The sequence below is a fragment of the Maricaulis sp. genome (genome assembly GCF_048269565.1).
Classification (GTDB): Bacteria; Pseudomonadota; Alphaproteobacteria; order Caulobacterales; family Maricaulaceae; genus Maricaulis.
The window spans coordinates 23,724-45,948 of record NZ_JBLXIK010000009.1 but is presented as its reverse complement, the minus strand read 5'-3'; the positions used below and the strand labels follow the sequence as shown (position 1 = coordinate 45,948).

The 22,225-nt window shown below is 62.8% G+C and carries 16 protein-coding genes; 7 read left to right on the top strand and 9 right to left on the bottom strand.

Translation table 11 applies throughout. The features are described from left to right. Nucleotides 1-8: 8 nt before the first annotated feature. The 3 genes from ACN0YL_RS13620 to ACN0YL_RS13610 all read right to left on the bottom strand — a co-directional run bounded on the left by ACN0YL_RS13620 (nucleotide 9) and on the right by ACN0YL_RS13610 (nucleotide 4,839). On the bottom strand, nucleotides 9-848 hold the full coding sequence (locus ACN0YL_RS13620) for a 6-hydroxymethylpterin diphosphokinase MptE-like protein (protein WP_417498349.1): 840 nt from the start codon (nucleotides 846-848) through the stop codon (nucleotides 9-11). 97 nt (nucleotides 849-945) lie between these two features. After that, the gene (locus tag ACN0YL_RS13615; RefSeq protein ID WP_417490886.1) at nucleotides 946-1,515 is read right to left on the bottom strand and encodes a D-sedoheptulose-7-phosphate isomerase; all 570 of its coding nucleotides are present in this window, start codon (nucleotides 1,513-1,515) and stop codon (nucleotides 946-948) included. Between the two features lie 141 nt (nucleotides 1,516-1,656). After that, nucleotides 1,657-4,839, bottom strand: coding sequence for an FkbM family methyltransferase (locus tag ACN0YL_RS13610; RefSeq protein ID WP_417498348.1), 3,183 nt, complete (start codon nucleotides 4,837-4,839; stop codon nucleotides 1,657-1,659). 412 nt (nucleotides 4,840-5,251) lie between these two features. Here ACN0YL_RS13610 and ACN0YL_RS13605 point away from each other — a divergent pair, with 412 nt between their 5' ends. Both ACN0YL_RS13605 and ACN0YL_RS13600 read left to right on the top strand, forming a co-directional pair. After that, the gene (locus ACN0YL_RS13605) at nucleotides 5,252-7,768 is read left to right on the top strand and encodes an acyltransferase family protein (RefSeq protein ID WP_417490884.1); all 2,517 of its coding nucleotides are present in this window, start codon (nucleotides 5,252-5,254) and stop codon (nucleotides 7,766-7,768) included. 75 nt (nucleotides 7,769-7,843) lie between these two features. Beyond that, the gene (locus tag ACN0YL_RS13600; protein WP_417498347.1) at nucleotides 7,844-10,366 is read left to right on the top strand and encodes an acyltransferase family protein; all 2,523 of its coding nucleotides are present in this window, start codon (nucleotides 7,844-7,846) and stop codon (nucleotides 10,364-10,366) included. A gap of 37 nt (nucleotides 10,367-10,403) precedes the next feature. On the opposite strand, the gene ACN0YL_RS13595 is transcribed toward ACN0YL_RS13600, so the two are convergent. The 3 genes from ACN0YL_RS13595 to glmM form a co-directional block, all read right to left on the bottom strand. After that, nucleotides 10,404-11,924: a phosphomannomutase/phosphoglucomutase gene (locus ACN0YL_RS13595; RefSeq protein WP_417490882.1), complete on the bottom strand. Its 1,521-nt coding sequence runs from the start codon at nucleotides 11,922-11,924 to the stop codon at nucleotides 10,404-10,406. A 124-nt stretch (nucleotides 11,925-12,048) separates the two neighbouring features. Then, a complete protein-coding gene (locus ACN0YL_RS13590; protein ID WP_417498346.1) occupies nucleotides 12,049-13,359 on the bottom strand; it encodes a UDP-glucose dehydrogenase family protein in 1,311 nt (436 codons plus the stop codon). Between the two features lie 334 nt (nucleotides 13,360-13,693). Further along, complete coding sequence (gene glmM / locus ACN0YL_RS13585; RefSeq protein ID WP_417498368.1) at nucleotides 13,694-15,064, bottom strand: phosphoglucosamine mutase; 1,371 nt, start codon at nucleotides 15,062-15,064, stop codon at nucleotides 13,694-13,696. A gap of 110 nt (nucleotides 15,065-15,174) precedes the next feature. Here glmM and galU point away from each other — a divergent pair, with 110 nt between their 5' ends. Beyond that, nucleotides 15,175-16,062, top strand: a complete 888-nt coding sequence (galU, locus tag ACN0YL_RS13580; RefSeq protein ID WP_417490880.1) for a UTP--glucose-1-phosphate uridylyltransferase GalU — start codon at nucleotides 15,175-15,177, stop codon at nucleotides 16,060-16,062. On the opposite strand, the gene ACN0YL_RS13575 is transcribed toward galU, so the two are convergent. After that, on the bottom strand, nucleotides 16,059-17,033 hold the full coding sequence (locus ACN0YL_RS13575; RefSeq protein ID WP_417498345.1) for an NAD-dependent epimerase/dehydratase family protein: 975 nt from the start codon (nucleotides 17,031-17,033) through the stop codon (nucleotides 16,059-16,061). The genes galU and ACN0YL_RS13575 overlap by 4 nt on opposite strands. A 48-nt stretch (nucleotides 17,034-17,081) precedes the next feature. Continuing rightward, a complete protein-coding gene (gene rfbA, locus ACN0YL_RS13570) occupies nucleotides 17,082-17,957 on the bottom strand; it encodes a glucose-1-phosphate thymidylyltransferase RfbA (protein WP_417498344.1) in 876 nt (291 codons plus the stop codon). A 159-nt stretch (nucleotides 17,958-18,116) separates the two neighbouring features. Here rfbA and rfbC point away from each other — a divergent pair, with 159 nt between their 5' ends. The 4 genes from rfbC to ACN0YL_RS13550 all read left to right on the top strand — a co-directional run bounded on the left by rfbC (nucleotide 18,117) and on the right by ACN0YL_RS13550 (nucleotide 20,916). Beyond that, nucleotides 18,117-18,701: a dTDP-4-dehydrorhamnose 3,5-epimerase gene (gene rfbC, locus ACN0YL_RS13565; protein ID WP_417498343.1), complete on the top strand. Its 585-nt coding sequence runs from the start codon at nucleotides 18,117-18,119 to the stop codon at nucleotides 18,699-18,701. Beyond that, a complete protein-coding gene (gene rfbB / locus ACN0YL_RS13560; protein ID WP_417498342.1) occupies nucleotides 18,698-19,759 on the top strand; it encodes a dTDP-glucose 4,6-dehydratase in 1,062 nt (353 codons plus the stop codon). Before rfbC ends, rfbB begins: the two co-directional genes overlap by 4 nt. Next, a complete protein-coding gene (gene rfbD, locus ACN0YL_RS13555; protein ID WP_417498341.1) occupies nucleotides 19,756-20,649 on the top strand; it encodes a dTDP-4-dehydrorhamnose reductase in 894 nt (297 codons plus the stop codon). The genes rfbB and rfbD overlap by 4 nt, the downstream gene beginning before the upstream one ends. A gap of 105 nt (nucleotides 20,650-20,754) precedes the next feature. Further along, nucleotides 20,755-20,916: a hypothetical protein gene (locus ACN0YL_RS13550; protein WP_417490874.1), complete on the top strand. Its 162-nt coding sequence runs from the start codon at nucleotides 20,755-20,757 to the stop codon at nucleotides 20,914-20,916. Between the two features lie 145 nt (nucleotides 20,917-21,061). On the opposite strand, the gene ACN0YL_RS13545 is transcribed toward ACN0YL_RS13550, so the two are convergent. Further along, nucleotides 21,062-22,030: a KpsF/GutQ family sugar-phosphate isomerase gene (locus ACN0YL_RS13545; protein ID WP_417498340.1), complete on the bottom strand. Its 969-nt coding sequence runs from the start codon at nucleotides 22,028-22,030 to the stop codon at nucleotides 21,062-21,064. Nucleotides 22,031-22,225 lie beyond the last annotated feature (195 nt).

The window sequence follows — 22,225 nt, the reverse complement described above, 5'->3', positions numbered from 1 at the left end:
TTTGAATTCTAGAACAGGGAATCAAATTTGACGCGCGGGAAGATGTCGAGCTTCGAATTCTCGCCCGCATTGAACACTTCACGGCCGGAGTCGCGGAACACATCGAGCGCTCGTTGATACGCCTCTTCCTGGTAGGACACGTAGGGAATGCCGAACGTGCCGCCGATCTTATGGTAATTGTTGATGAAATGCGCTTCCTTCAGCATTTCATAGACTTCAGGTGTGATCCGGATCTTGCCCGGCGGATAGGCCTTGGCCAGCGGACCATAGCTGTGATCGCAACCGATGATGTAGACCGGGTTGAGACCGAGGAAGAAGGCCAGCTGGAGATTGATGTAGGTGATGGTCGAGCCGAGATAGACAATATTGGCAAAATCCGTCGAGAAGCCCGGATAATGCTCCCGCCAACGGTTTTTCGTCGGATAGCTGTCGACCGCGACATTCGCGAACAGCGTGTCCTCATCGACATCCTTGATCGCATAGGAGTTGTGCAGCCCGTAAATCTTGGTCGGGCCCTTCACCTTCGCCAGCTGGTGGCGCCGGTCTTCAACCTGCTGGATATCCTCCATCGTGAAATAGGTGGTGTGAAAACCCATTTCCTCGAATTTCAGGAAAATACCGTTCGACCCGATCGTGACCTCATCCTTGAGCTTGGTCAGATCCATCTGGCCCAGGCTCGGCCCATTGCCGAGCACAAAGCCGCGCTTGCCCTTGTGCTTGTTCCACAGGCTCGCAATGCGGCCCTGATATCCGGGGTCGCGCGACGTAAAAGGAAAACCCTTGCCGAGATCGAGACGCAGCGTCTCGAAATACCGCGCCCGCGCGCGCCTCACCCGGAGATAGCTCACGAGCCGCTCCAGATGCGAAATATCCGAACTCCAGGATAACACGTCGCCCCCCTCAATCGCCCGGCACCGCTAATGGGATGACGGGTTTGGAGTTTTATCAGGTCACAGGATATTCGGCCCGGCCCACCAGCATGTCGACAACCGCCATGAGCCAGCCCATGTGAATACACTCGACGATATTGTAGGCGCGGCTCTCAACCCAGAAATCAATGTCGGCGATGGCGCGCAGCGGATTGTCAGCGCCGGAGCCGGTGAAAGCGACAATCGGGATGCCCTTGGACTTGGCGTATTCGGCGGCCTTGACGGCATTTGGTGATTTGCCGCTGACGGAAATCAGGACCAGCACGTCTTCCGGATCGCTGTAGAATTCGACCGCCTTGGCGATCCAGTTTTCATAGCCAAAATCGTTCGAGAAGCAGGTGATCAGATTGGGTTCGTTGAAATCGACGGCCCGAACGCGTCCCTGCTTGGTGAAATCGACGGCGCCATGCGAGGAAATCGAGGCGCTGGCGCCGTTTCCGGCAAACATCAGCTTGCCGCCACGCTCGCGGACGCTCAGGCAAAGCTTGTGAAATTCCAACAGCTTGTCATAGACCTGCTCATCGAACATCAGGCCTTGGTACTTGTTGAAATACTCACCAAGCCAGGCATGGTTCACGTCGGACATTTCGAACTCCCGGAAATAGACTTGAGCCAACCCGCGCTCACGACCGATCAGCTAGTTGATCAATGCCACTGCTTGTAGCAATTTTTGGCCGGTTTGGAACGCCCATTCGGGTGATTTGCGCAGTCGGACACAGCATTGCCCCTATCCGCGCAGGCGTTCCAGGCTTTCGCGTTTGATCGCCCAGACGTTGAACGTGCCGACGCCGGCAATATGCGAAATCGGACGATGGGAAGTTGCCCGCAGATAATTGTATGACTTGGACACGCCATAGGCAAAACCGGCGCGTTCCAGCAGGCTCAGCGCCTCGGAGAGTCCGTCCGCAGTCTTGTCCGGATCGATATGCCACTCCATGGTCAGCTGATCGACCCATTTGAGCTTGTGTTCGATCTCGGCCAGCACCATCGGTTCGGCACCCTCGATATCGAGCTTGAGATAATCGACCGGGCCTGTGATGTATTCGCTGAGGCGCACGGTATCGACCGTAATTTCGTGAATCGTGTCGCCAAAGGCGGTCCGCCGCTCGGTGAGCGAGCCAGCCATGGAATGGTCTTCGGAGACAAAGAATGTCTCCTGTCCGCCATGGTTCGACAGGGCCGCGGTATGCACGACAACATCGCGGAAATTATTGCGTTTCGCGTTTGCGCGGATCAGGTCGGCATAGGCCTTGATCGGCTCGAAGGCGGTGACCCGCGCGTCCGGATAGAGCAATTTCCAATAGGTCGTCGACATCCCGAAATTGGCACCGCAATCGAGGATCACCGGGTCCGACTTGTCGCTGTGGAAATAATATTCCTCGTCGATCAGGATCTCATTGACCAGGGTCCAGAGCGAACGGCGATCGATGAACTCGATCTCGGCGTGGGGCAGGCGCATGACGTCGCCCTCGCACAGCCGCTCCAGCATGTAATCGCGCACATCGGTCTCGTGGCCGAAACCACGCTCGGGCATTGGCACAGGAGAGGCAAGTTCCTCAAGCCTTTCCTTGCCATACAGGCGCTCCAGCGACCGCCAGACATGCGCCGCGCGTCCGGTGAAATCGAGCAGTTTGCCCTTTCCCTTCCACGGCTGGTCCAGCAGGTTGGAGAGCACCGCCGGTGAACCGGCAAGCTTCGCGGCCAGGGCCGGCTCCTCGCCCAGGGCCGCCTGCACACTGTTTCTGAAGCGGCCGACGCGAAGCAGGTTCGGGACCGATTTCAGGAAGGATTCGTGATCGGCCACGGTCTTCAACACTTCGGTGGTCAGTATCCGGGCGACATATCGCTCGTCATCGTGCAGCGCCTGTTTCGCCGCCGCGATCAGGACATCGCCGGCGATGCGACGCGCAGCCGGCTTGAGCACCATATCGTCGTCGGCAATCGACTCGATTATCGCTTCGGTCAGCAGCCCTCGCGCATAATCCGCATCGCCGGTCATCAGGCGCCGGATCGCCGACTGGACACCGGTGGCGCGGATCGAGCCTGCGGCCACGGCCACGAAGGCCATCGTGTCGCGGGCCTTGCCCAGAACTGCCTCGTCCAGCAGGCCACGGCTATAGCTTGCATCCTCGAGCAGCGCGGCGCGAACCGCTTGTCGGAACACCGGTTTTCTAATCAGCGTGCCGGCCCTGGCTTCGATGGACGCGTGACCGGCAACGAGATCCGCTGTCCGCTCATCAAGCAATTGATCGCCAAAGCCCGGTCGCCCGGCGACCGCATCACGGATGACTGTCAGTACCTGGTCATCATCAAGACGGTCGGACAACAGCGGGCCGAGCGCGGCCCCCTCTGTGGCCGCACGCAGGATGTCGGGGTCCAGAATCCGGTCGCGATAGCGGTGATTTTCCAGCAGGCGCCGGCGGATGGCATCGACGATCGGATCGGCAGCGATCCGTCCGGCCGCGAGCTCGACGAAAGCCTTGGAATCCGCCATCGCCTTGAGCGTCGTCCGGGACACGATGCGATCGCGCAGGTCCCCGTCCGCTTCAATCGCCGCGCGGATGGCCTTGACCAGATCATCACTGCCGATTTCCGCAATTGCCAGTTTCCGGAAGGCAGGCATCTCGCGCAGGTGCTCGAGCAGGCCCGGATCGATAATGCGCGAGCGATAATCTGCATCGGCACCAAGGGCCGCCCGGACCGCATCGACCAGAGGCTCTTCACCGACGAGCCCGGCCGCCAGCTCGATGAAGTCCGGCTCGGATGACAGCCCGGCGAGCGCCTCCGGTGACATGATCGAACGCGCATATCCGGCATCGTCCTGCGCGGCCTGGCGCACGGCGGCAACCATGGCTGCCTCGCCTGTCACCGCGGCAGCGGCATCGAGGAAGACCGCGTCGCGGGCGATAAGCGCCAGCGCCTTCGGCGAAATGATCGACCGTGCGAAGTCGGGATCGCCCTTCGCGGCGCTCCGGACAGCCTCGACGACCGGCGCAGCGCCAATCATGCCGGCGGCGGTCGCCAGGAACAGGGCATCCTCCCGCGCCGCATCATAAACGCCCTGGTCCAGCGTTGCTGCGCGGTAGGACGCGTCCGTTGCGAGGCGGGCCGTGACCATTTGCGTGATCGCAGGGCTATCGAGACGCTCTGCGACGAGGGTGCGGAAATCCTCACCATCGACGAGATGACGCAGCGCGCCGAGGCTGATCAGGCTGCGGGCGATCGCCGGATCCTGCTCGGCGCGGCGGGAAGCCGCTTCGACAAGCACCGGGTCATCGATACAGCTCGCGGCAATTTCGAGGAAAACCGGATGATGGCAAACAGCCATCATCTGATCGCGGGTCAGCACGCTGCGCGCATAGGCGGCATCGCTGGCCAGGCGGAGCTTGACGGCATCGCGGACGGCCGGTCGCGACAGGCTGTCCGCGGCGACAGCGTCAAAACGGCTGGCCTCGCTCAAATTCTTCAGGACCCGGTCATTCACCAGCTGCCAGGTGAAGGCCATGTCCGCTTCCATGCGCGCGCGCATGGCCTCGACCATCGCCGGCCGGCCGGCCTGGCGGGCGAGCTGGGCCGCAAAATCCGGACTGCTCACAAGGCTCTTGACGAATTCGGGGCTGGCCAGTTCGGGCGGCACCGCACCGGTCGCCGACATCCGGGCCTGCAGCGCATGCGCCAGGACCCCGTCAGACGCATGATCGATCACCGCATCTGCAAGGCCGGACACATCTGCGGCGCGGGGCAGACGCGCGGACCTTGCCAGCAGGGTGGCCGCCCGCTCGGGATCGGCCGTTACCGCCTGGTCGAAAACCGGTTGCCCGTCCGGACCCTCGAGAAATTTGAGGAGGGCGGACCGGAAGCCCGCCCACTGCGACAGCAGTCCAAGAATACGGGTCAGAAAGTTTTGCATAATTGCGTCGTCATTCCATTCTGCCGGGAAACCCCTGTCCGGCACATGCCGCGGGCACATTCACCGAACGCGCACGCCCGCAGGTCCATTCAAGCCAGACCTGCACCCTCAAGTCGAACACACAACGCAGCCTGCAGCATCATTTCCGGGACGGTGCTGCCGAATTCATTCATCCCCGGCGAGACCCTGCGAATGCAGGATCGACGCCATACGCGATGCACTCTTGATGATGGAAAAATGTCCGCAAAACTTTTGCCAATGCCGACCTCTTGCCCCAACAATAGTCGTCCGATTTTCGCGATGCGCCTCACATTGACCGGCGAAACCGGTCAGTCCATAAGCTCATGAACCCGCTATGATCATGAAGCTTTCATCGCATGATTTTCCACTACTATCATCTGGGCAACGGCAAATGAAGCTACTCGCGACAGTCCGCGAAGGTTACCGGGCAGATATCGACGGGCTCCGCGCCCTGGCGGTACTCTCGGTCGTTCTGTTCCACATCGACAAGAGCTGGGTGCCCGGCGGCTTCATTGGTGTCGATATCTTTTTCGTCATTTCCGGTTTTCTGATTACCGGCAATATCGCGCAGGAAATTACCCGCGGAACCTTCAAGATCACCGAATTCTACCGGCGCCGCATCCGGCGGATCATGCCGGCGCTATCGGCTGTTCTTCTGAGCTGCCTGGTCGTCGGACAATTCCTCTTCCTGCCCGAAGACATGCTGGACCTGGCCTTCAGCGCCCTGGCCTCCCAGCTCTCCGTCGCCAACTTCTATTTCCTGTTCTCGATCGACACCGGCTATTTTGCCGATGATTCCGCCCTGCACCCGCTGCTGCACCTGTGGACGCTGGGCGTGGAGGAGCAATTCTACCTGCTCTGGCCACTCGCGCTGGCCGCGATCGGCGCCTTCCGCTTCAACCGAATCCTGGTCGCCGTGCTGGTCCTGGTCGCAGCGGCAAGCTTCATCGCAGCCCAGCTGATCGCGCCGGAAGCGCCGATGACCGCCTATTACATGCTGCCGACCCGCGCCGGGCAATTGCTGGCCGGCGCCCTGTGCTATTTCCTCGTGCGCCAACCCGAGACGATCAGCCCGGTACCGGGCTGGACCCGTGAAGCCATGGGCTGGGGCTCGATGGCGCTGATCGCCGCCAGTCTTGTGTGGATCGATGAGAGCATGACCTTCCCCGGCCTGCTCGCCATCCCCGTGACGCTGGGCTCGGCCGGGCTGCTGATGACCGGGGCGCTGGGTGGCTCCTCCCTGTCACGCGCCCTGACCTTCCGTCCCTTCGTCTGGATCGGCCTGATCTCCTACTCGCTCTATCTGTGGCACTGGCCGGTCCTCGCCTTCGCCCGCTACGTGATCGGCGAGCTCAACCTGGTGCAGCAGGCGCTGGCCTTCTTCGCCATGGTGGCGCTGTCATGGATGTCCTTCCTGTGGGTCGAAGGACCGCTGCGCCGCACCCGGGCCAGTTTCAAGAGTGTATTCACAACCCATTTCCTGCTGCCCACCGCCTGCCTGGCCGTCGCTGTAATCGGCATCCGCGCCACGGACGGCTTCGGGCTCTGGCAGTTCAATGCCGGTTATGCGCAACGCCTCGCCCAGCTTGAGCAGGACAATCTGCCCAGCACCTCCGCGAGCTATGTCTGTCAGGGCCCCTATCTGGACCATGACGATGTCACGCTGCCGGCGTGCCGCATCAACAGTATCAACGAGCCACGTGCGCTGCTCTGGGGCGACTCCAATGCCGGCCACTATGTCGGCACCATCCGCGAGATCGCGGAACATCTCGGCTTCGGCTTCCGCAATATCGCGCACTCGGCCTGCCCGCCCCTGCTGGAACATGCACCGGAATTCGCCAATCCACGCACCGCCGACGGTTGCGCCCAGTCCATCGCCGCGACTCTGGAAGTGCTCGACCAATACCCGTCGGTCATCCTGGCCGCGAACTGGGAAAACCACTTCAATCAGTGGGGCGACCGCTTCCTCGGCGAGGTTGGCGCCACGATCACCGAACTGCGCTCGCGCGGTGTCGATGTCCTGGTGGTCGGACGTTTGCCGCAATTGCAGGCCGTCGACCATGATTGCGAGCGCAAGCAGTTGCGGCTGCCATTCATGGATTGCGGTGCCCGCGCCGTCATCAATCGCTCACGGCCGGACCGGGTCAATGCCGCGATCCGCGAAGTGGCCGAGGCCGCTGGTGCCCGCTATGTCGATTTCAATGATCATCTCTGCCAGGACGGCGTCTGCCACGGCACGCTCGACGGCCGGATAGCCTATTACAATGTCGGCCATCTCAGTGAACGCGGATCGGAACGCCTCGGCGCGCTCGTCGTCGCTGACGACGCCATCCTCGACGTCTTCCGGCCCATCACCGCGATCAGTCCGACCGACATGCCGGCCCGCAGCGATGGTGCAGTGATCGACGGGAGGCCGTCTGTGGTCAATCTGATGGACCCCGCCATCTGGTCGAACGGACGCGCCACGCCGATCACCTCCGGCCTTCTGTTTCGCGACGAATCCGAAACCGCTTACCAGTCCAGCTATATCGAACTGGACGCGGCAGCCCTGCCGGCTTCCGATGCCCACTCGTTGACGATCACCGCGGTCTTCCGGCGCCTCGACACGAGCCGTCCCGTCTTGCGTATCACCACCACAGACCCTGACGGCCGCTCTGATTTCCTCGCCAATGAAGACGGTGATGGCCTCGGCCTGCGCCGAGGGCGGCTGGACGACTGGTCGGCCACGCTCGAGGGCGACATCATCACCCTGACCGCCACCATCCCCTTCGAGCCCGGCAGCAGCACGCTCCGGATCGACCTTCTCCCGGCCGCCGCCCTGGCGTCAGAGACCGAGTATGCGGTAGCGGCGACGGGCAGCATCGTGCTGTCCGACCTGGCGATTGCCGACCCCGATGCGACCCCATGACCCCTGCCGGATCGCCCCACTGATCCCCTCCTGCTGCGATAGCGCGGCCTGGTTTCAAGCCAAAAGAGCAGATTGATGACCTACCCGCACTCCGGAACCACGTCGAACTACCGGCCTGATATTGACGGTTTGCGCGCGATTGCCGTGATGGCCGTCGTGCTCTTCCACATCGACAAGAGCTGGGTGCCCGGCGGCTTCATCGGCGTCGACATCTTCTTCGTGATTTCCGGCTTCCTCATCACCGGCAATATCACGGCCGACATCGGCAGGGGCAGTTTCAGCATTGCCGGCTTCTATCAGCGCCGGATCAAACGCATCGTGCCCGCGCTGATGGCACTGCTGTTCGTGACGCTTTTGGTCGGACAGCTCGTCATGCTGCCGGCCGACTTCAAGGACCTCACGCTTTCCTCGGTATTCTCGGCGCTGTCGCTGGCCAATTTCTACTTCCTGTTCTCGGTTGATACCGGCTATTTCGCCGATGATTCCACCACTATTCCGTTGCTGCACCTGTGGACGCTCGGCGTCGAGGAGCAATTCTACCTGCTCTGGCCACTGGTGCTGGCGGCCTGGGGTTCGCGGCGCTATGGCCGCTTCATCCTCATCGGGCTCGGAATCGTGGCGCTGGTCTCCTTTGTACTGGCGCAACTGGTGGCACCGGCCGCACCGATGACGGCCTACTACATGCTGCCCATGCGCGCCGGCCAACTGCTCGCCGGCGCGATCTGCCTGCTGGTCGTCCGGCACCGTTATCGCGACGTCCAGCTGCCGCGCCTGCTGCGCGAAGCCCTCGCCCTGATCTCGCTGGCCCTGATTGCCGGCAGCCTGGTCTTCATCCATGAAGGCGACACCTTCCCGGGCTTCCTCGCCATCCCGGTGACGCTCGGCTCCGTCGGGCTGATCTATACCGGCAGTGTCGGCGGTTCGCTGGTCAACCGGGCGCTGTCCTTCCGGCCGGCGGTCTGGATCGGCCTGATCTCCTACTCGCTCTATCTGTGGCACTGGCCGGTTCTGGCCTTCACGCGCTATCTGACCGGCGATCTCGATCTGCAGCTGAAACTGCTCTGTTTCGTCGTCATGATCGCCGCCTCCATCCTGTCCTACCGGCTGGTCGAGCAGCCGCTGCGCCGGACCAAAGCCCCGCTCTCGCGGATTTTCACCATCTATTTCGCCGCCCCGACCGCCGCGCTCGCCATCGTCACGGCAGCCGTCTTCGCGACCGGCGGTTTCGGCCTGTGGCGCATCGATTCCACCTATGTGGCACAGGTTGAACAGATGTTTGCCGAGTCCGGCAAGTCCACCGATGCCGGGTATGTCTGCCAGCGTTTCATGCTGCGCGACACGATGTTGACCGACCCGGCCTGCCGCATCAATGCAGATGAAGAGCCTCCCGTCCTGATGTGGGGTGACTCCAATTCGGGACACTATGTCGGAGCCGTTCGCGAGATCGCCGATGAAGCGGGATTCGGCTTCAGAAACGTCTCGATTTCGTCCTGTCCTCCACTCCTGACCAATCCGGGCCGCTTCGCGGCGGCGCGCTTCAGCAATAGCTGCGAGGCGTCCGTGGACATGGTCCGCGATATCCTGCCGGATTACGATCACATCATCCTGGCGGCGAATTGGGAAAACCACCTGTCACGCAACGGACAGGCCTTCCTTGGCGCCCTGAGCGACACGATCCGGGCGCTGACAGAGGAGGGCGCGGCGGTCATGGTGATCGGGCGCGTTCCGCAACTGGCGCAAACCGATCCGACCTGCCCGATCAAGGCGTTGCATTTCCCCTTCCTGCGCTGCGCTGACAGGTCGGCCGCAGACCGTGGGGTCGCTGACGAGGTCAACACCGTCATACGCATGACAGCGGAATCGCTGGGCGCGCGCTTTGTCGACTTCAATGACTATCTTTGCGAGGGCGCGACGTGCAGAGGCGTAATCGACGGCGAGTTTTCCTATTACGACCGCGACCATCTCAGCTGGCGTGGCTCGGAACGGCTTGGCGAGGCCCTGCGTGCCGACGCGGATATTATCGCGCAATTCCGCTCTTTCATTGGATCCGACGGTGCGGCCTCACTGCAGGCGCAAGCCCCCGAGCTTGCCCTGACGATCGAGCCGCAGCTCTCGCTGCTTGATCCGGCCGGCTGGGAGGGCGCCGGACTGTATGGCTCGGCCGCCGGGCTTCTGGCGAGCGACAGCGCCGAAAACTCCTACCAGACTGCCCGGTTCGAAATCGCCGCTTCCGTCCTCGAACTGCACCCGAATGCCGATTCGGCAACGCTGGAATTCGTGCTGGATCGGCCACGCGCCAGCCTGCCGGTCATCCGGATCACGGTTGATCCCGCCGACACGAAATATGATTTCCTGGTTGATGGAGCAGCCGGACGGGTCATCGCCCGCCGCAGCGCCAGACAGCTCGAATGGTCCGCAGACTTCACCGAGAACAGTGTGCGCCTGACGATCCCCTTCAACCTGCCGCCCGGCACAGGCCGCGTTCTGGTTGAACTACTGCCGGCGGCCAGCGAGCCAGGCGCCGACCATGCCTATTCAAACGAATATATGGGCTCTGTCACCATCCGCGCTGCCGCGCTCGCGTTCCACGAGCGCTGATCGCGGCAACCGGAAGTGGGGGATCGAAGCGGGAGGATCAGAGCTTCTGGTCGAACTCGCCGACTTCCGGATAGGCCGACAGAATATCTTCGATGGCCGCGAACACCGAGGCGACATCGGCGGCGGATTCGGTGCTCTCGATGACCACAACCAGATTGGGCGTGTTGGAACTCGCCCGCACCAGGCCCCAGGCCCCGCCCTCGAGGGTGAAGCGGACGCCATTGACGTTGTTGACATCGATGATCTTGCGCCCGGCAACCTTTTCGCCCGCCGCCTGACGCGCCTGGATATCGGCGACGATCCGTTCGACGACGCCGTATTTGACCTCGTCACCACAGGCCGGCGACATGGTCGGTGAGCCAAAGCTGACCGGCAGGGCGCGGCGCAGGTCGGCCATCGAGCGGCCGGGGTTGCGGTCGAGCATTTGCAGGATGGCGCGCGCCGCGACGAGGCCGTCATCATAGCCGCGGCCGATCGGGGGCTGCAGGAAGAAATGCCCGGACTTCTCGAAACCGGCCAGGGCGCCCAGCTCGCGCGAGCGGCGCTTGATGTAGGAGTGGCCGGTCTTGTAGTAATCGGTCTTGCAGCCATGCTCGGCCAGCACCGGATCGATCGCGAACAGGCCGGTCGACTTCACATCGACCACGAAGGTAGAATTGGGATAAAGCGGCGCCAGGTCGCGCGCCAGCATCAGGCCGATCTTGTCGGCGAAGATCTCCTCGCCCTCATTGTCGACAACACCGCAACGATCGCCATCGCCGTCGAAACCGAGGCCGACATCGGCCTTGTGCTCGAGCACGGCATCGCGGATCGCGTGCAGCATCTTCATGTCTTCGGGATTGGGATTGTAGCGCGGGAAACTGTGATCGAGCTCGCAATCGAGCTCGACCACCTCGACGCCCATCGCGCGCAGCGCCTGTGGTGCAAACGCGCCAGCCGTGCCATTGCCGCAGGCCGCGACGACCTTGAGCGGGCGGGATATTTTCGTACCGTCCGCGACATCGGCGAGATAGCGTTCCGCCACACCGGTTTCGCGGACATAGCCGCCGCCGGCGCGCGATTTTCCCTGCCCGCCCAGAACGATCTCCTTCAGGCGCGACATCTCGTCGGGGCCGAAGGTCAGCGGGCGCTCGGCCCCCATCTTCACCCCGGTCCAGCCATTGGAATTATGGCTGGCGGTGACCATCGCCACGCAGGGCAGATCCAGGTCGAACTGGGCAAAATAGGCCGTTGGCGACAGCGCCAGCCCGATATCATGGACTTCGATCCCGGCATCCATCAGCCCGACTTCCAGCGCCTGTTTGACGCTCAGCGAATAGCTGCGGAAATCATGCCCGACGGCGATTTTCGGTGCGACGCCAAGCTCATGGATCAGCGTCCCCAGACCCAGCCCCAGCGCCTGCACGCCATAGAGATTGAGGTCCGGCGCGACATCGGAGCCCGGATGGCCGAACCACCAGCGCGCATCATATTCACGGAACCCGGTCGGCTTGATCAGCGCTTCATTTTCGAACGCGGAGGTGTTCGGTTTCAGGCTCGCTTTGGGGGTCTGGCTCATCATGGGCATCCATCTGAAAGTTTGGAGCACCTACCTATGGCATGGCCGCAATTCTGCAAACCCCGGGATCGGATCCCGGGTTGGGCGGCATGCTTCCGGCGGCGCAAAACAGAGCCCCCAGGCCTCAGGCCGTTGGCCGTCCGACGCTGGAATAGGCGAAACCGGCAGCGATCATTTCCTCAGGTGAGTAGATATTGCGCAGGTCGACAATCACCGGTGCCCGCATCACCGCCTTGATCCGGTCGAGATCAAGCGCGCGGAACTCGTTCCACTCGGTGATGATCACCAGCACATCGGCGTCCTCGGCGCAGAAATAGGGTCCCGAGACGAACTCGACGCCGGACAGGAGCTTTTCCGCTTCCAGGGTTCCGGCCGGGTCAAACGCCTTGATCCGGGCGCCGGCCTTTTGCAGGGCCGGCACGATTTCCAGGCTCGGCGCGTCGCGCATGTCATCGGTGTTCGGTTTGAAGGTCAGGCCGAGCACGGCCACCGTCTTGCCGGACACATCGCCATCACAGGCCTCGACGACCTTTTTGGCCATGGCGCGCTTGCGGGCGTCATTGACGTCGACCACGGTCTCGATCAGGCGCAGCGGCGCGCCGGCTTCCTGGGCCGTGCGCGTCAGCGCCAGCGTGTCCTTGGGGAAGCAGGAGCCGCCATAGCCCGGTCCGGCATGCAGGAATTTGCCGCCGATGCGATTGTCGAGGCCGACGCCGCGGGCGACTTCCTGCACATTCGCGCCCACCGCCTCGCACAGATCCGCCATCTCGTTGATGAAAGTGATCTTGAGGGCGAGGAAGGAGTTGGCGGCGTATTTGATCAGTTCCGACGTGCGCCGGGAGGTGAAGACGATCGGCGTCTCATTGAGGAAGAGCGGCCGGTAGATATCGTGCATCACGGTACGCGCCCGCTCGTCATCAGTGCCGACGACGACACGGTCGGGATGCTTGAAATCATCGATCGCCGCGCCTTCGCGCAGGAATTCAGGATTGGAGACGACCGCGAAATCGGCATCGGGCCGGGTTTCGCGGATGATGCGCTCGACCTCGTCGCCGGTGCCGACCGGGACGGTCGATTTGGTCACGATCACGGTGTAGCCATTCATGACCTCAGCGATTTCCTTCGCTGCCGCGTAGACATAGCTCAGATCGGCAAAGCCGTCGCCGCGCCGGCTCGGGGTGCCGACGGCGATAAAGACCGCATCGGCATCGCGCACGGCTTCGGTCAGGTCCTGGGTGAAGCTCAACCGGTTTTCGCGGACATTGCGCTGCACCAGAAGATCCAGGCCCGGCTCGTAAATGGGAATGCCACCGGAGCGGAGCGTCTCGACCTTTTCGACATTCTTGTCGACACAGATGACCTCATGGCCAAAATCGGCAAAACAGGCACCAGAAACCAGGCCCACATATCCCGTTCCGATCATTGCTACGCGCATGTCGATTTACTCCTGCTTTGATTGCGTCCGGTATCGCTGACCCAGCGTGCCTGCGCAAGGAAAGATTGCCGCTAATCCGGCCGGACCGGGGCCGGATTCGGCGCGAGGCGGCGGATAAGCTTTTTCCCGGCCCGCAACATTGGACGTTCGAGCAGATAGTGGTTCAGCCGCGCCAGGAAGAAGCGCGGCCTCGGCCCCGACACTTTGCCGTAGAGATGGCGGATGATGAAACCGGTATGACGAAGAAGACGTCGACGCTGCTGAATCTGAAACAGGCAAAGCTTTCCGGCAGCGGATCACCGAGAAGATGCCTCTCGGTCTGATGACAGGGCCGCTAAGCAGCCGCGCGTTCGATCGCCGAACGGACATCGTCAACCACGCTGCGGATCAGCTTCATTTCGCCCTCGGCCATCACCCGGATCACCGGTTCGGTACCCGACGCCCGCACCAGAAGCCGGCCATCGCTGCCCATGCGCTGCTCCGCCTCGGCAATCGCGGCTTTCACCGCCTCGCTGGTGAGCGGTGACTTGCCCTTGCCGACACGGACATTCTCGAGCAATTGCGGCGCCGGCTTGAAGACGCGGAACACCGAGCTGGCCGGCTCGCCGGAATCGACCAGCACGCGCAGGACCTGCAGCGCCGCGATCAGCCCGTCGCCGGTCGGCGAGAAATCCGGCATCACGATATGACCCGAGGCTTCGCCGCCGAGATTGATCCCGGTCTCCTTCATCCGCTCGGAGACATAGCGATCACCGACCTGGGTGCGTTCAAGGGCAATGCCCTCGCCCTCGAGAAAACGCTCAAGGCCGAGATTGGACATCACCGTCGCGACAATGGCCGGCTTGGCCAGCTCGCCGGTCCGGTTCCAGTGACGCGCGAGCATGGCGAGGATCTGGTCGCCATCAATCACACGGCCCTTTTCATCGCACAGGATCAGGCGGTCGCCATCGCCATCGAGGGCAATGCCGAGATCGGCGCGGTATTTCACGACTTCCTTGGCCAGCCGCGCCGGCGCGGTCGAGCCGCAATCCTCATTGACGTTGAAACCATTCGGTTCGACGCCGATCGGGATCACGTCGGCGCCCAGCTCCCACAGCGCTGTCGGAGCCACCTTGTAGGCCGCGCCATTGGCACAATCGATCACCAGGCGAAGGCTGGACAGGCGCTGGGTGCGCGGGAAGGTGGATTTGACGATCTCGACATAGCGCGCCTGGGCATCATCGATCCGCTTGGCGCGGCCAAGGTCGGAAGGTGCTGCCAGTTCCTCGCTGAGGCTGCCATCCATCAGCGCCTCGATCTGCAGCTCGGTCACATCGTCGAGCTTCTTGCCCTCCGGTCCGAACAGCTTGATGCCATTGTCATGATAGGGATTGTGCGAGGCGGTGATCATCACACCGAGATCGGCGCGCAAGGACCGCGTCATCAGTGACACCGCCGGGGTCGGCAGGGGGCCGAACTGGAACACATCCATCCCGACCGAGGTGAATCCGGCGACCAGCGCCGATTCGATCATATAGCCGGACAGGCGCGTATCCTTGCCGATCACGACCGAGTGGCGGCCATTATGGCGCACGAAATGCCGCCCCGCCGCCATGCCGAGCCGCAACGCGGTCTCTGCTGTCATCGGGAAAGCATTGGTGAGACCGCGGACACCGTCCGTGCCAAAGTATTTCTTGCCCATGCGCGCATCCAGAAACTGGTTTATGCAAACCATATAGGAGCTCGACCCTTACGCGAAGTGAATGCGTAAGCTGGACGGCAGTTGTTTGATCCGATAGGCGTTTGCCAACGATAGAGACATGGAGAGCGCCCGTCATGAAGCGAGTCCGCAAAGCCGTCCTGCCGGTTGCCGGCTTGGGAACACGCGTCCTGCCCGCCACCAAATCCATCCCGAAGGAAATGCTGCCGGTGTTCGACCGCCCGGCGATCCAGTATGTCGTCGACGAGGCGATCGCTGCCGGCATCGAGCATTTCGTCTTCGTCACCGGGCGCAACAAGGGCGCGATCGAGGATTATTTCGACCGCGCCTACGAGCTCGAGGCCACCTTGCAGGGCAAGGGCAAGACGGACATTCTCGAGATCCTCGACCAGACGCGGGCCACCCCCGGCTCGATGAGCTTCGTGCGCCAGCAGGCGCCGCTCGGTCTCGGGCATGCGATCTGGTGTGCGCGCGACATTATCGGCGATGATCCCTTCGCCATCCTGCTGCCCGATGTTCTGGTGCGCGCCGAGCCCAGCTGCCTGGCACAGATGGTCGCCGCCTATGAGGAGACCGGCGGCAATATCATCGCCGTCGAACAGGTCGCCCCGGAGAATGTCGACAAATACGGCGTCATCGACCCGATCGAACGCCAGGGCAATCGTATCCGCATGCGCGGCATGGTCGAGAAGCCGGACGTGGACAAGGCGCCGTCAAATCTCGCCATCACCGGCCGCTACATCCTGCAGGGCTCGATCTTCAAGTATCTCGAGGACCAGGCCGCCGGTGCCGGAGGCGAAATCCAGCTGACCGACGCGATGGCGCGCCTGATGCAGCACCAGGACTTCCACGCCGTGGAGTATGAAGGCAGCTCATATGATTGCGGCGACAAGCTGGGCTATCTGCGGGCCACGCTCGCCTTCGCCCTCAATGAACCCGAATACGGCCGCGCCGCGCGCAGCGTCGCCGAGGCCGTCCTCAAATCCGAAGGGACCCCGGGTTAGGCTGACCGGCTGCGCCAGTCCCGATACCAGTCGGCAAAGCGCGCCAGACCGTCCTCGATCCGGATGCTCGGCTTGTAGCCGTAGACGCGCTCCAGCTTGCTGGCGTCGGCATAGGTGCGCGTGACATCACCGGCCTGCATCGGCAACATGATCTTCTCGGCCGTCATGCCCAGGGCGCCTTCCAGAGCCGAGATCATGTCCATCAGCTTGACCGGCGAGGCGCCGCCGATATTGAACACGTCGTGATGGCCGCGCGCCGGGCTGTCATCGAGCACGCGCAGGAGCGGCGCGATGATGTCGTCGATATAGGTGAAGTCCCGCTCCATCTCGCCATTGTTGAAGACCTTGATCGGCCGCCCTTCGAACATGGCGTCCGAAAACAACCAATAGGCCATGTCGGGCCGGCCCCAGGGGCCGTAGACGGTGAAGAAGCGCAGGCCCGTCGCCGCGATACCGTAGAGACTGGCATAGGCCGAGCTCATCAATTCATCCGCCAGCTTGGTCGCGGCGTAGAGCGAGGCCGGCTGCATGGTGACATCATCCTCGCGAAAGGGCACCGCCGAGCGCTCGCCATAGACCGAGCTCGACGAGGCGTAGACCAGGTGTTTCAGCTCATCGCCAAGAAAGCGGGCCGCCTCGAGGATGGAAAGATGGCCGTGAAGGTTCGAATTGGCATAGGCGAAGGGCTGGTCGATCGAATAGCGCACCCCGGCCTGGGCCCCGAGATGCAGGATACGGTCGGGGCGCACCCGTTTGACCAGCGCCAGCACGGCCTCATTGTCCGCCAGCTCCATCTTCTCGAAGTTGAATCCGTCGCGGGCCTGCAACAGCTCGAGACGGGCCTGTTTCAGGGCCGGGTCGTAATAGGTGTTTAGATTGTCGATACCGACAACCGCCTCACCGCGATCGAGCATGGCATTGACCGCATGAAAGCCCACAAAGCCTGCAGCACCTGTCACTAGAACCGTCATTCAATTTCCCCACATCGATCCACCGGCCGAACCTGGCGGCGGACATCTCTAATCATCTTCAACATCCAACAGTTTGGCCAAGTATTTGCCGTAGTCGGAATTAGCGAATTTCTGTGCCGAAAACCGCAGGGCGTCGCGGTCTATCCAGCCGTTCACAAAGGCGATTTCCTCAAGGCAGGCGATCTGCAATCCCTGCCGCCGCTCCAAAGACCGGACATATTCCGATGCCTCGAGCAAGGCCTGCGGCGTGCCGGTATCAAGCCAGGCAATGCCGCGGCCCAACTTCTCGACATGCAGGTCGCCGCGCTCCATGTAGGCGCGGTTCACATCCGTGATCTCAAGCTCGCCGCGCGATGACGGGCGGATCGACCGGGCAATCTCGATGACGTCATTGTCGTAAACATACAGCCCGGTGACGGCGAGATTCGAGCGCGGTTCGCGTGGCTTCTCGTCAATGGCAACCGGTCGGCCATCGCCATCCAGCACGACAACGCCGTAACGCTGGGGCTTGTTGACATGATAGGTGAAAATCGTCGCTCCGCTGGTCAACCCGGCAGCCTTGCGCACCAGGTCATCGAAGCCGTGTCCGTAAAACAGATTATCCCCGAGGATCAGCGTCACCGGCTCGTCGCCGATGAAATCCTCATCGAGCAGGAAGGCCTGCGCCAGGCCCTGCGGGCTGGGTTGCACGACATAGTTCAACTGAACACCAAACCGGCTGCCGTCGCCGAGCAATTGCCGAAAGCGGTCCTGGTCCTCGGGCGTGGTGATGATCAGGATTTCCCGAATACCCGCCAGCATCAGCACCGAGAGCGGATAATAGATCATGGGCTTGTCGTAGACAGGCAGCAATTGCTTGGACGTGCAGAGCGTCAAAGGCCAAAGCCGCGTCCCGCTGCCCCCTGCAAGCACAATTCCTTTCACGTTCCACCCCAGTCAGTTACCGCGCACGCCCCAGACGGACGCTTACACGCATACAAGACCTCAGCCGGTCTGGGAACCGCGCGAAGGCGGTTCCTGCCCGGCCAGACTTGAGTTGGCCTGCAAACCTGCGCATATCCCGATAGAACAGGGAGCGCCGACATGCAGATTGAACGCCTCGCCATTCCCGGAGTGGTGCAATTCACCCCGCCGCGTTTTGGCGATCACCGCGGATATTTCTCTGTCACCTATAATCGCGATGAACTCGCGGCGCTGGGTATTCACTCCGACTTCTGCCAGGACAATCAATCCTGGTCTGCAGCGGCGGGAACGGTGCGCGGGCTTCACTTCCAGCGGCCGCCGGCGGAGCAGGCCAAGCTGGTCCGGGTGGTCCAGGGCCGGGTGATCGACGTGATCGTCGATGCCCGGCTTGGCTCGCCAAGCTTTGGCCTGCACACGAAATCGGAACTCTCGGCGCAGAACGGAACACAGGTTTTCGTGCCGCGTGGCTGTCTGCACGGATTTGTAACGCTCGAGGCCGATACCATCGTCCAGTACAAGGTCGACAATGACTATGCGCCCGGCCTGGATGGCAGCCTGGCCTGGGACGATCCGGAGCTCGGCATTGACTGGGGCATCGAGCGCAGCGCCGCGACCCTGTCGGAGAAGGATGCCAATGGTCTATCCTGGGCGCAATTCGAGACGCCGTTCCGGTTCGGCGCACAGAGCGGAGACGTAGCAAGGTGAAACTTCTCATCACAGGCGGCTGCGGCTTCATCGGTTCCGCCGTCGTCCTCGCAGCGCTGGAACGCGGCCATGAGGTCGTCAATCTCGACGCCCTGACCTATGCCGCCAATCCCGCCAATCTCGCCAGCGTCGAGAACAATCCGTCCTATCGGTTCGAGCAGGCCGACATTCGCGACGGCGCGGCGCTGGAGGCGATCCTTGCACGGCACCAGCCTGATGCGGTGATGCACCTCGCCGCAGAGTCCCATGTCGACCGCTCGATCGACGGACCGCAGGTTTTCGTCGACACCAATGTCGGCGGCACGGCCCAGTTGCTGCGGGCCAGCGCCGAATATCGCAAGACGCTGGCGCCAGACCGCGCCGATGCCTTCCGCTTCCACCATGTCTCGACCGATGAGGTCTATGGCTCCCTCGGCGCCACCGGGCGCTTCACCGAGGACAGCCCCTACCGGCCCAATTCCCCCTATGCCGCCAGCAAGGCTTCGGCCGACATGATGGTGCGCGCCTGGCACGAGACCTATGGCCTGCCGGTCGTGATTTCCAACTGCTCCAACAATTACGGGCCGCGGCAATTCCCGGAAAAGCTGATTCCGGTGGTCATCCTGTCGGCGCTCAAGGGGGCCCCGATCCCCGTTTACGGGCGCGGCGCCAATGTGCGCGACTGGCTGCACGTCGAGGATCATGCCGATGCCCTGCTCGCGATTCTCGAACGCGGCCGGATCGGCGAGACCTACAATGTCGGCGGCGATGCGGAGCGCAGCAATCTCGACCTGATCCGGCTTCTGTGCGACGAGCTCGACCGTCAATGCCCCCGCCAGGGCGCCTCCAGCGATCTCATCACCTTTGTCGCCGACCGGCCGGGCCATGATTTCCGATATGCGATCGATGCCAGCAAGCTGCAGCACGAACTCGGCTGGTCGCCGCGCTACACACTGACCGACGGGTTGGCGCAGACGGTTCGCTGGTATCTCGATCATGACGACTGGTGCCGCCAGTCGCTGGCGCGTGTCGGTGGCGAGGCCTCGCTGCAACGGCTCGGGCTCGGATCGAAACCATGACCGCAGAGATTATCCTGCTCGGACGCTCCGGCCAGGTCGCGACGGCGATCGCGGCCCTGGCGGCCACGTCAGGGCGCACGATCCGGCAATTGGCCCGCCCGGACTTCGATTTCGCCAAGCCTGACAGTATCGCGCCCGTGCTCGAGCCGGTGCTGGCCGCCGCCACGCCGGGCAGCGTGGTCGTCAATGCCACCGCCTATACCGATGTCAATCGCGCCGAGGTCGAACCGGAGCTGGCGCACACGATCAATGCCCTGGCCCCGGGCATTCTGGCCGGGCAGTGCGAACAGGCGGTCCTGCCGCTGATCCACCTGTCCACGGACTATGTCCATGACGGGACCAAGGGCGAGCCCTATGTCGAGACCGATCCGTGCAATCCGCTTGGCGTCTACGGCCGCACCAAGCTCGCCGGCGATGAGGCCGTGCAGGGCAGCGGTGCCCGCCATGTCATCCTGCGGACCGCCGCCGTCTATTCAGCGACCGGGAAGAATTTCGTGCGGACCATGCTCGAACTCGGCCGCCGGCAGGATCGGGTGCAGGTGGTTTCTGACCAGAGGACCAACCCGACAGCGGCCGCCGATATCGCGGTCGCCATCCTGGCCATCGCCGACCAGCTGACCTCGCAAACTTCAGATAGCGGCCTCTTCCACTTTTGCGGCGATGCCGCGGCAAGCTGGGCTGACTTCGCGACCGAGATCTTCGACATCGCCGCAGGATTGGGCGAGCGCCCCGTCCAGGTCGAGCGCATCGCCGCAAAGGACTTCCCCAGCCCGGCAAGGAGACCTGCCTGTTCAGTCCTCGATTGCGGCGCGATTGCGGACCGGTTCAGTATCCCGCAACCGGATCATCGCGAGGCCCTGGTCCGCGCGATCACCGGGATCCTCGCCTGACCCGCCACCGCCCGGCCCGCACCGGAAACGCAACCAAAGCTTGCTAAAAGTGTTAATCTGCCGGATACTTGCCTTGTTGTTGTTACAAGCGGGTGGGCTTGGGTAGTGGTTAATCTTGTGTGCAGTGTGGTCACTTGGGGGCTGCTCGGTATCTTCGCCGGCTTCCTGGCATACGGGACCGTGGTCGCCACCTTCACCCTGTTCCGCTTCTATCAGGGCCAGTTCGCCAAAATCACCGGTAACCGCGCCTCAACTCCGTTGAAATAGCTTAACAATCGCGCCAATTGCGGTCGCCCGTCGGAGGGCAATACAGTCCCCTGCGCCCCGGCCAATACAACCATATCGGGCACCACCTCCTGCGCCCATCGGAATCAATGCCAGAACCGGGCGCGTCCTCAACCGTCAACGATGTCTATTTCAGGCCGGCGCGCAGCAGGTCGTGCAGGTGGATGATGCCTTGTGGCCTGTTGTCGGCATCGACGATGAAGAGCTGCATGATCTTGGCCTTGCCCGCCGTCATCTCGCGCAGGGCGTCAGCGGCGAGCATGCCCGGGGACCCGGTTTTCGGGTCCGGCGTCATGATCGCATCGGCGCGCTGCTCGACCAGCGCGTCGCCCATATGCCGGCGCAGATCGCCATCGGTGATGATGCCGACCAGGCGGCCATCCTCGTCGGCAATGCCGGCGCAGCCAAAACTCTTCACAGTCATCTCGATCAGCACATCGCTCATCGGCGCGCTCCGCGCGATCAGCGGCATTTCCTCGCCGCGATGCATGATGTCGCCCGCCGTGGCGAGGGCCGCACCGAGCGCGCCGCCCGGATGAAAGGTCTTGAAGTCCGCCGCGGTGAAACCACGATGCTCGAGCAGGGCGATGGCGAGGGCATCACCCAGCGCCATCATCAGCGTGGTCGATGTCGTCGGTGCACTGGTCTCGCCGCAGGCTTCCGGCGCATCGGGCAGGATCAGTTTGTAGTCGGCGGCCCGGGCCAGCGTGCTCTCCGCCTGGGTCGTCATGCCGATCAGCGGTACGGAGAAGCGGCGGCAATAGGCAATCAGGTCGCCCAGTTCCCGGGTTTCGCCGGACTTGGACAGGGCGAGCACGGCATCGTCCGGCGTGATCATGCCGAGATCGCCATGGCTGGCCTCGGTCGGGTGGACGTAATAGGCCAGCGTGCCGGTCGAGGCGAGGGTCGCGGCGATCTTGCGCGCCACATGGCCGGACTTGCCGACGCCGGTACAGATCAGGCGTCCATTGACCCGGCGCAGTCGTTCGATCGTGGCGGAAAATGCGCCGTCAACCGACTGGAGCAAGGCGTCCAGCCCGTCTCGTTCAAGCGCGATCACGCGCCGGGCGGATGCGACGGGGTCAAAATCAATCATGCCGGGTTCCTGAATCGCGAGGGCATAGGATGCGCCTCCATAACAGAACCGCGCACATCCCGGAAAGGGAGGTGCGCGGCTGGTCTGGCGAGAACGGTTCCGGCACTCCACAGGGGGGCGCGCAATACCGGACCAGTTTTCGCCACCAAGGCCGGTTTCGCGGGAATCTCTTGCGAGCTGTTCCGCGAATCCGCC

Coding starts and splice junctions, on each gene's coding strand:
- galU (WP_417490880.1), top strand. CDS start 15,175: ATGAAGCGAGTCCGCAAAGCCGTCCTGCCGGTTGCCGGCTTGGGAACA.
- ACN0YL_RS13610 (WP_417498348.1), bottom strand. CDS start 4,839: ATGCAAAACTTTCTGACCCGTATTCTTGGACTGCTGTCGCAGTGGGCG.
- rfbC (WP_417498343.1), top strand. CDS start 18,117: ATGCAGATTGAACGCCTCGCCATTCCCGGAGTGGTGCAATTCACCCCG.
- ACN0YL_RS13615 (WP_417490886.1), bottom strand. CDS start 1,515: ATGTCCGACGTGAACCATGCCTGGCTTGGTGAGTATTTCAACAAGTAC.
- ACN0YL_RS13590 (WP_417498346.1), bottom strand. CDS start 13,359: ATGCGCGTAGCAATGATCGGAACGGGATATGTGGGCCTGGTTTCTGGT.
- ACN0YL_RS13600 (WP_417498347.1), top strand. CDS start 7,844: ATGACCTACCCGCACTCCGGAACCACGTCGAACTACCGGCCTGATATT.
- ACN0YL_RS13575 (WP_417498345.1), bottom strand. CDS start 17,033: ATGACGGTTCTAGTGACAGGTGCTGCAGGCTTTGTGGGCTTTCATGCG.
- ACN0YL_RS13605 (WP_417490884.1), top strand. CDS start 5,252: ATGAAGCTACTCGCGACAGTCCGCGAAGGTTACCGGGCAGATATCGAC.
- rfbD (WP_417498341.1), top strand. CDS start 19,756: ATGACCGCAGAGATTATCCTGCTCGGACGCTCCGGCCAGGTCGCGACG.
- ACN0YL_RS13595 (WP_417490882.1), bottom strand. CDS start 11,924: ATGAGCCAGACCCCCAAAGCGAGCCTGAAACCGAACACCTCCGCGTTC.
- ACN0YL_RS13545 (WP_417498340.1), bottom strand. CDS start 22,030: ATGATTGATTTTGACCCCGTCGCATCCGCCCGGCGCGTGATCGCGCTT.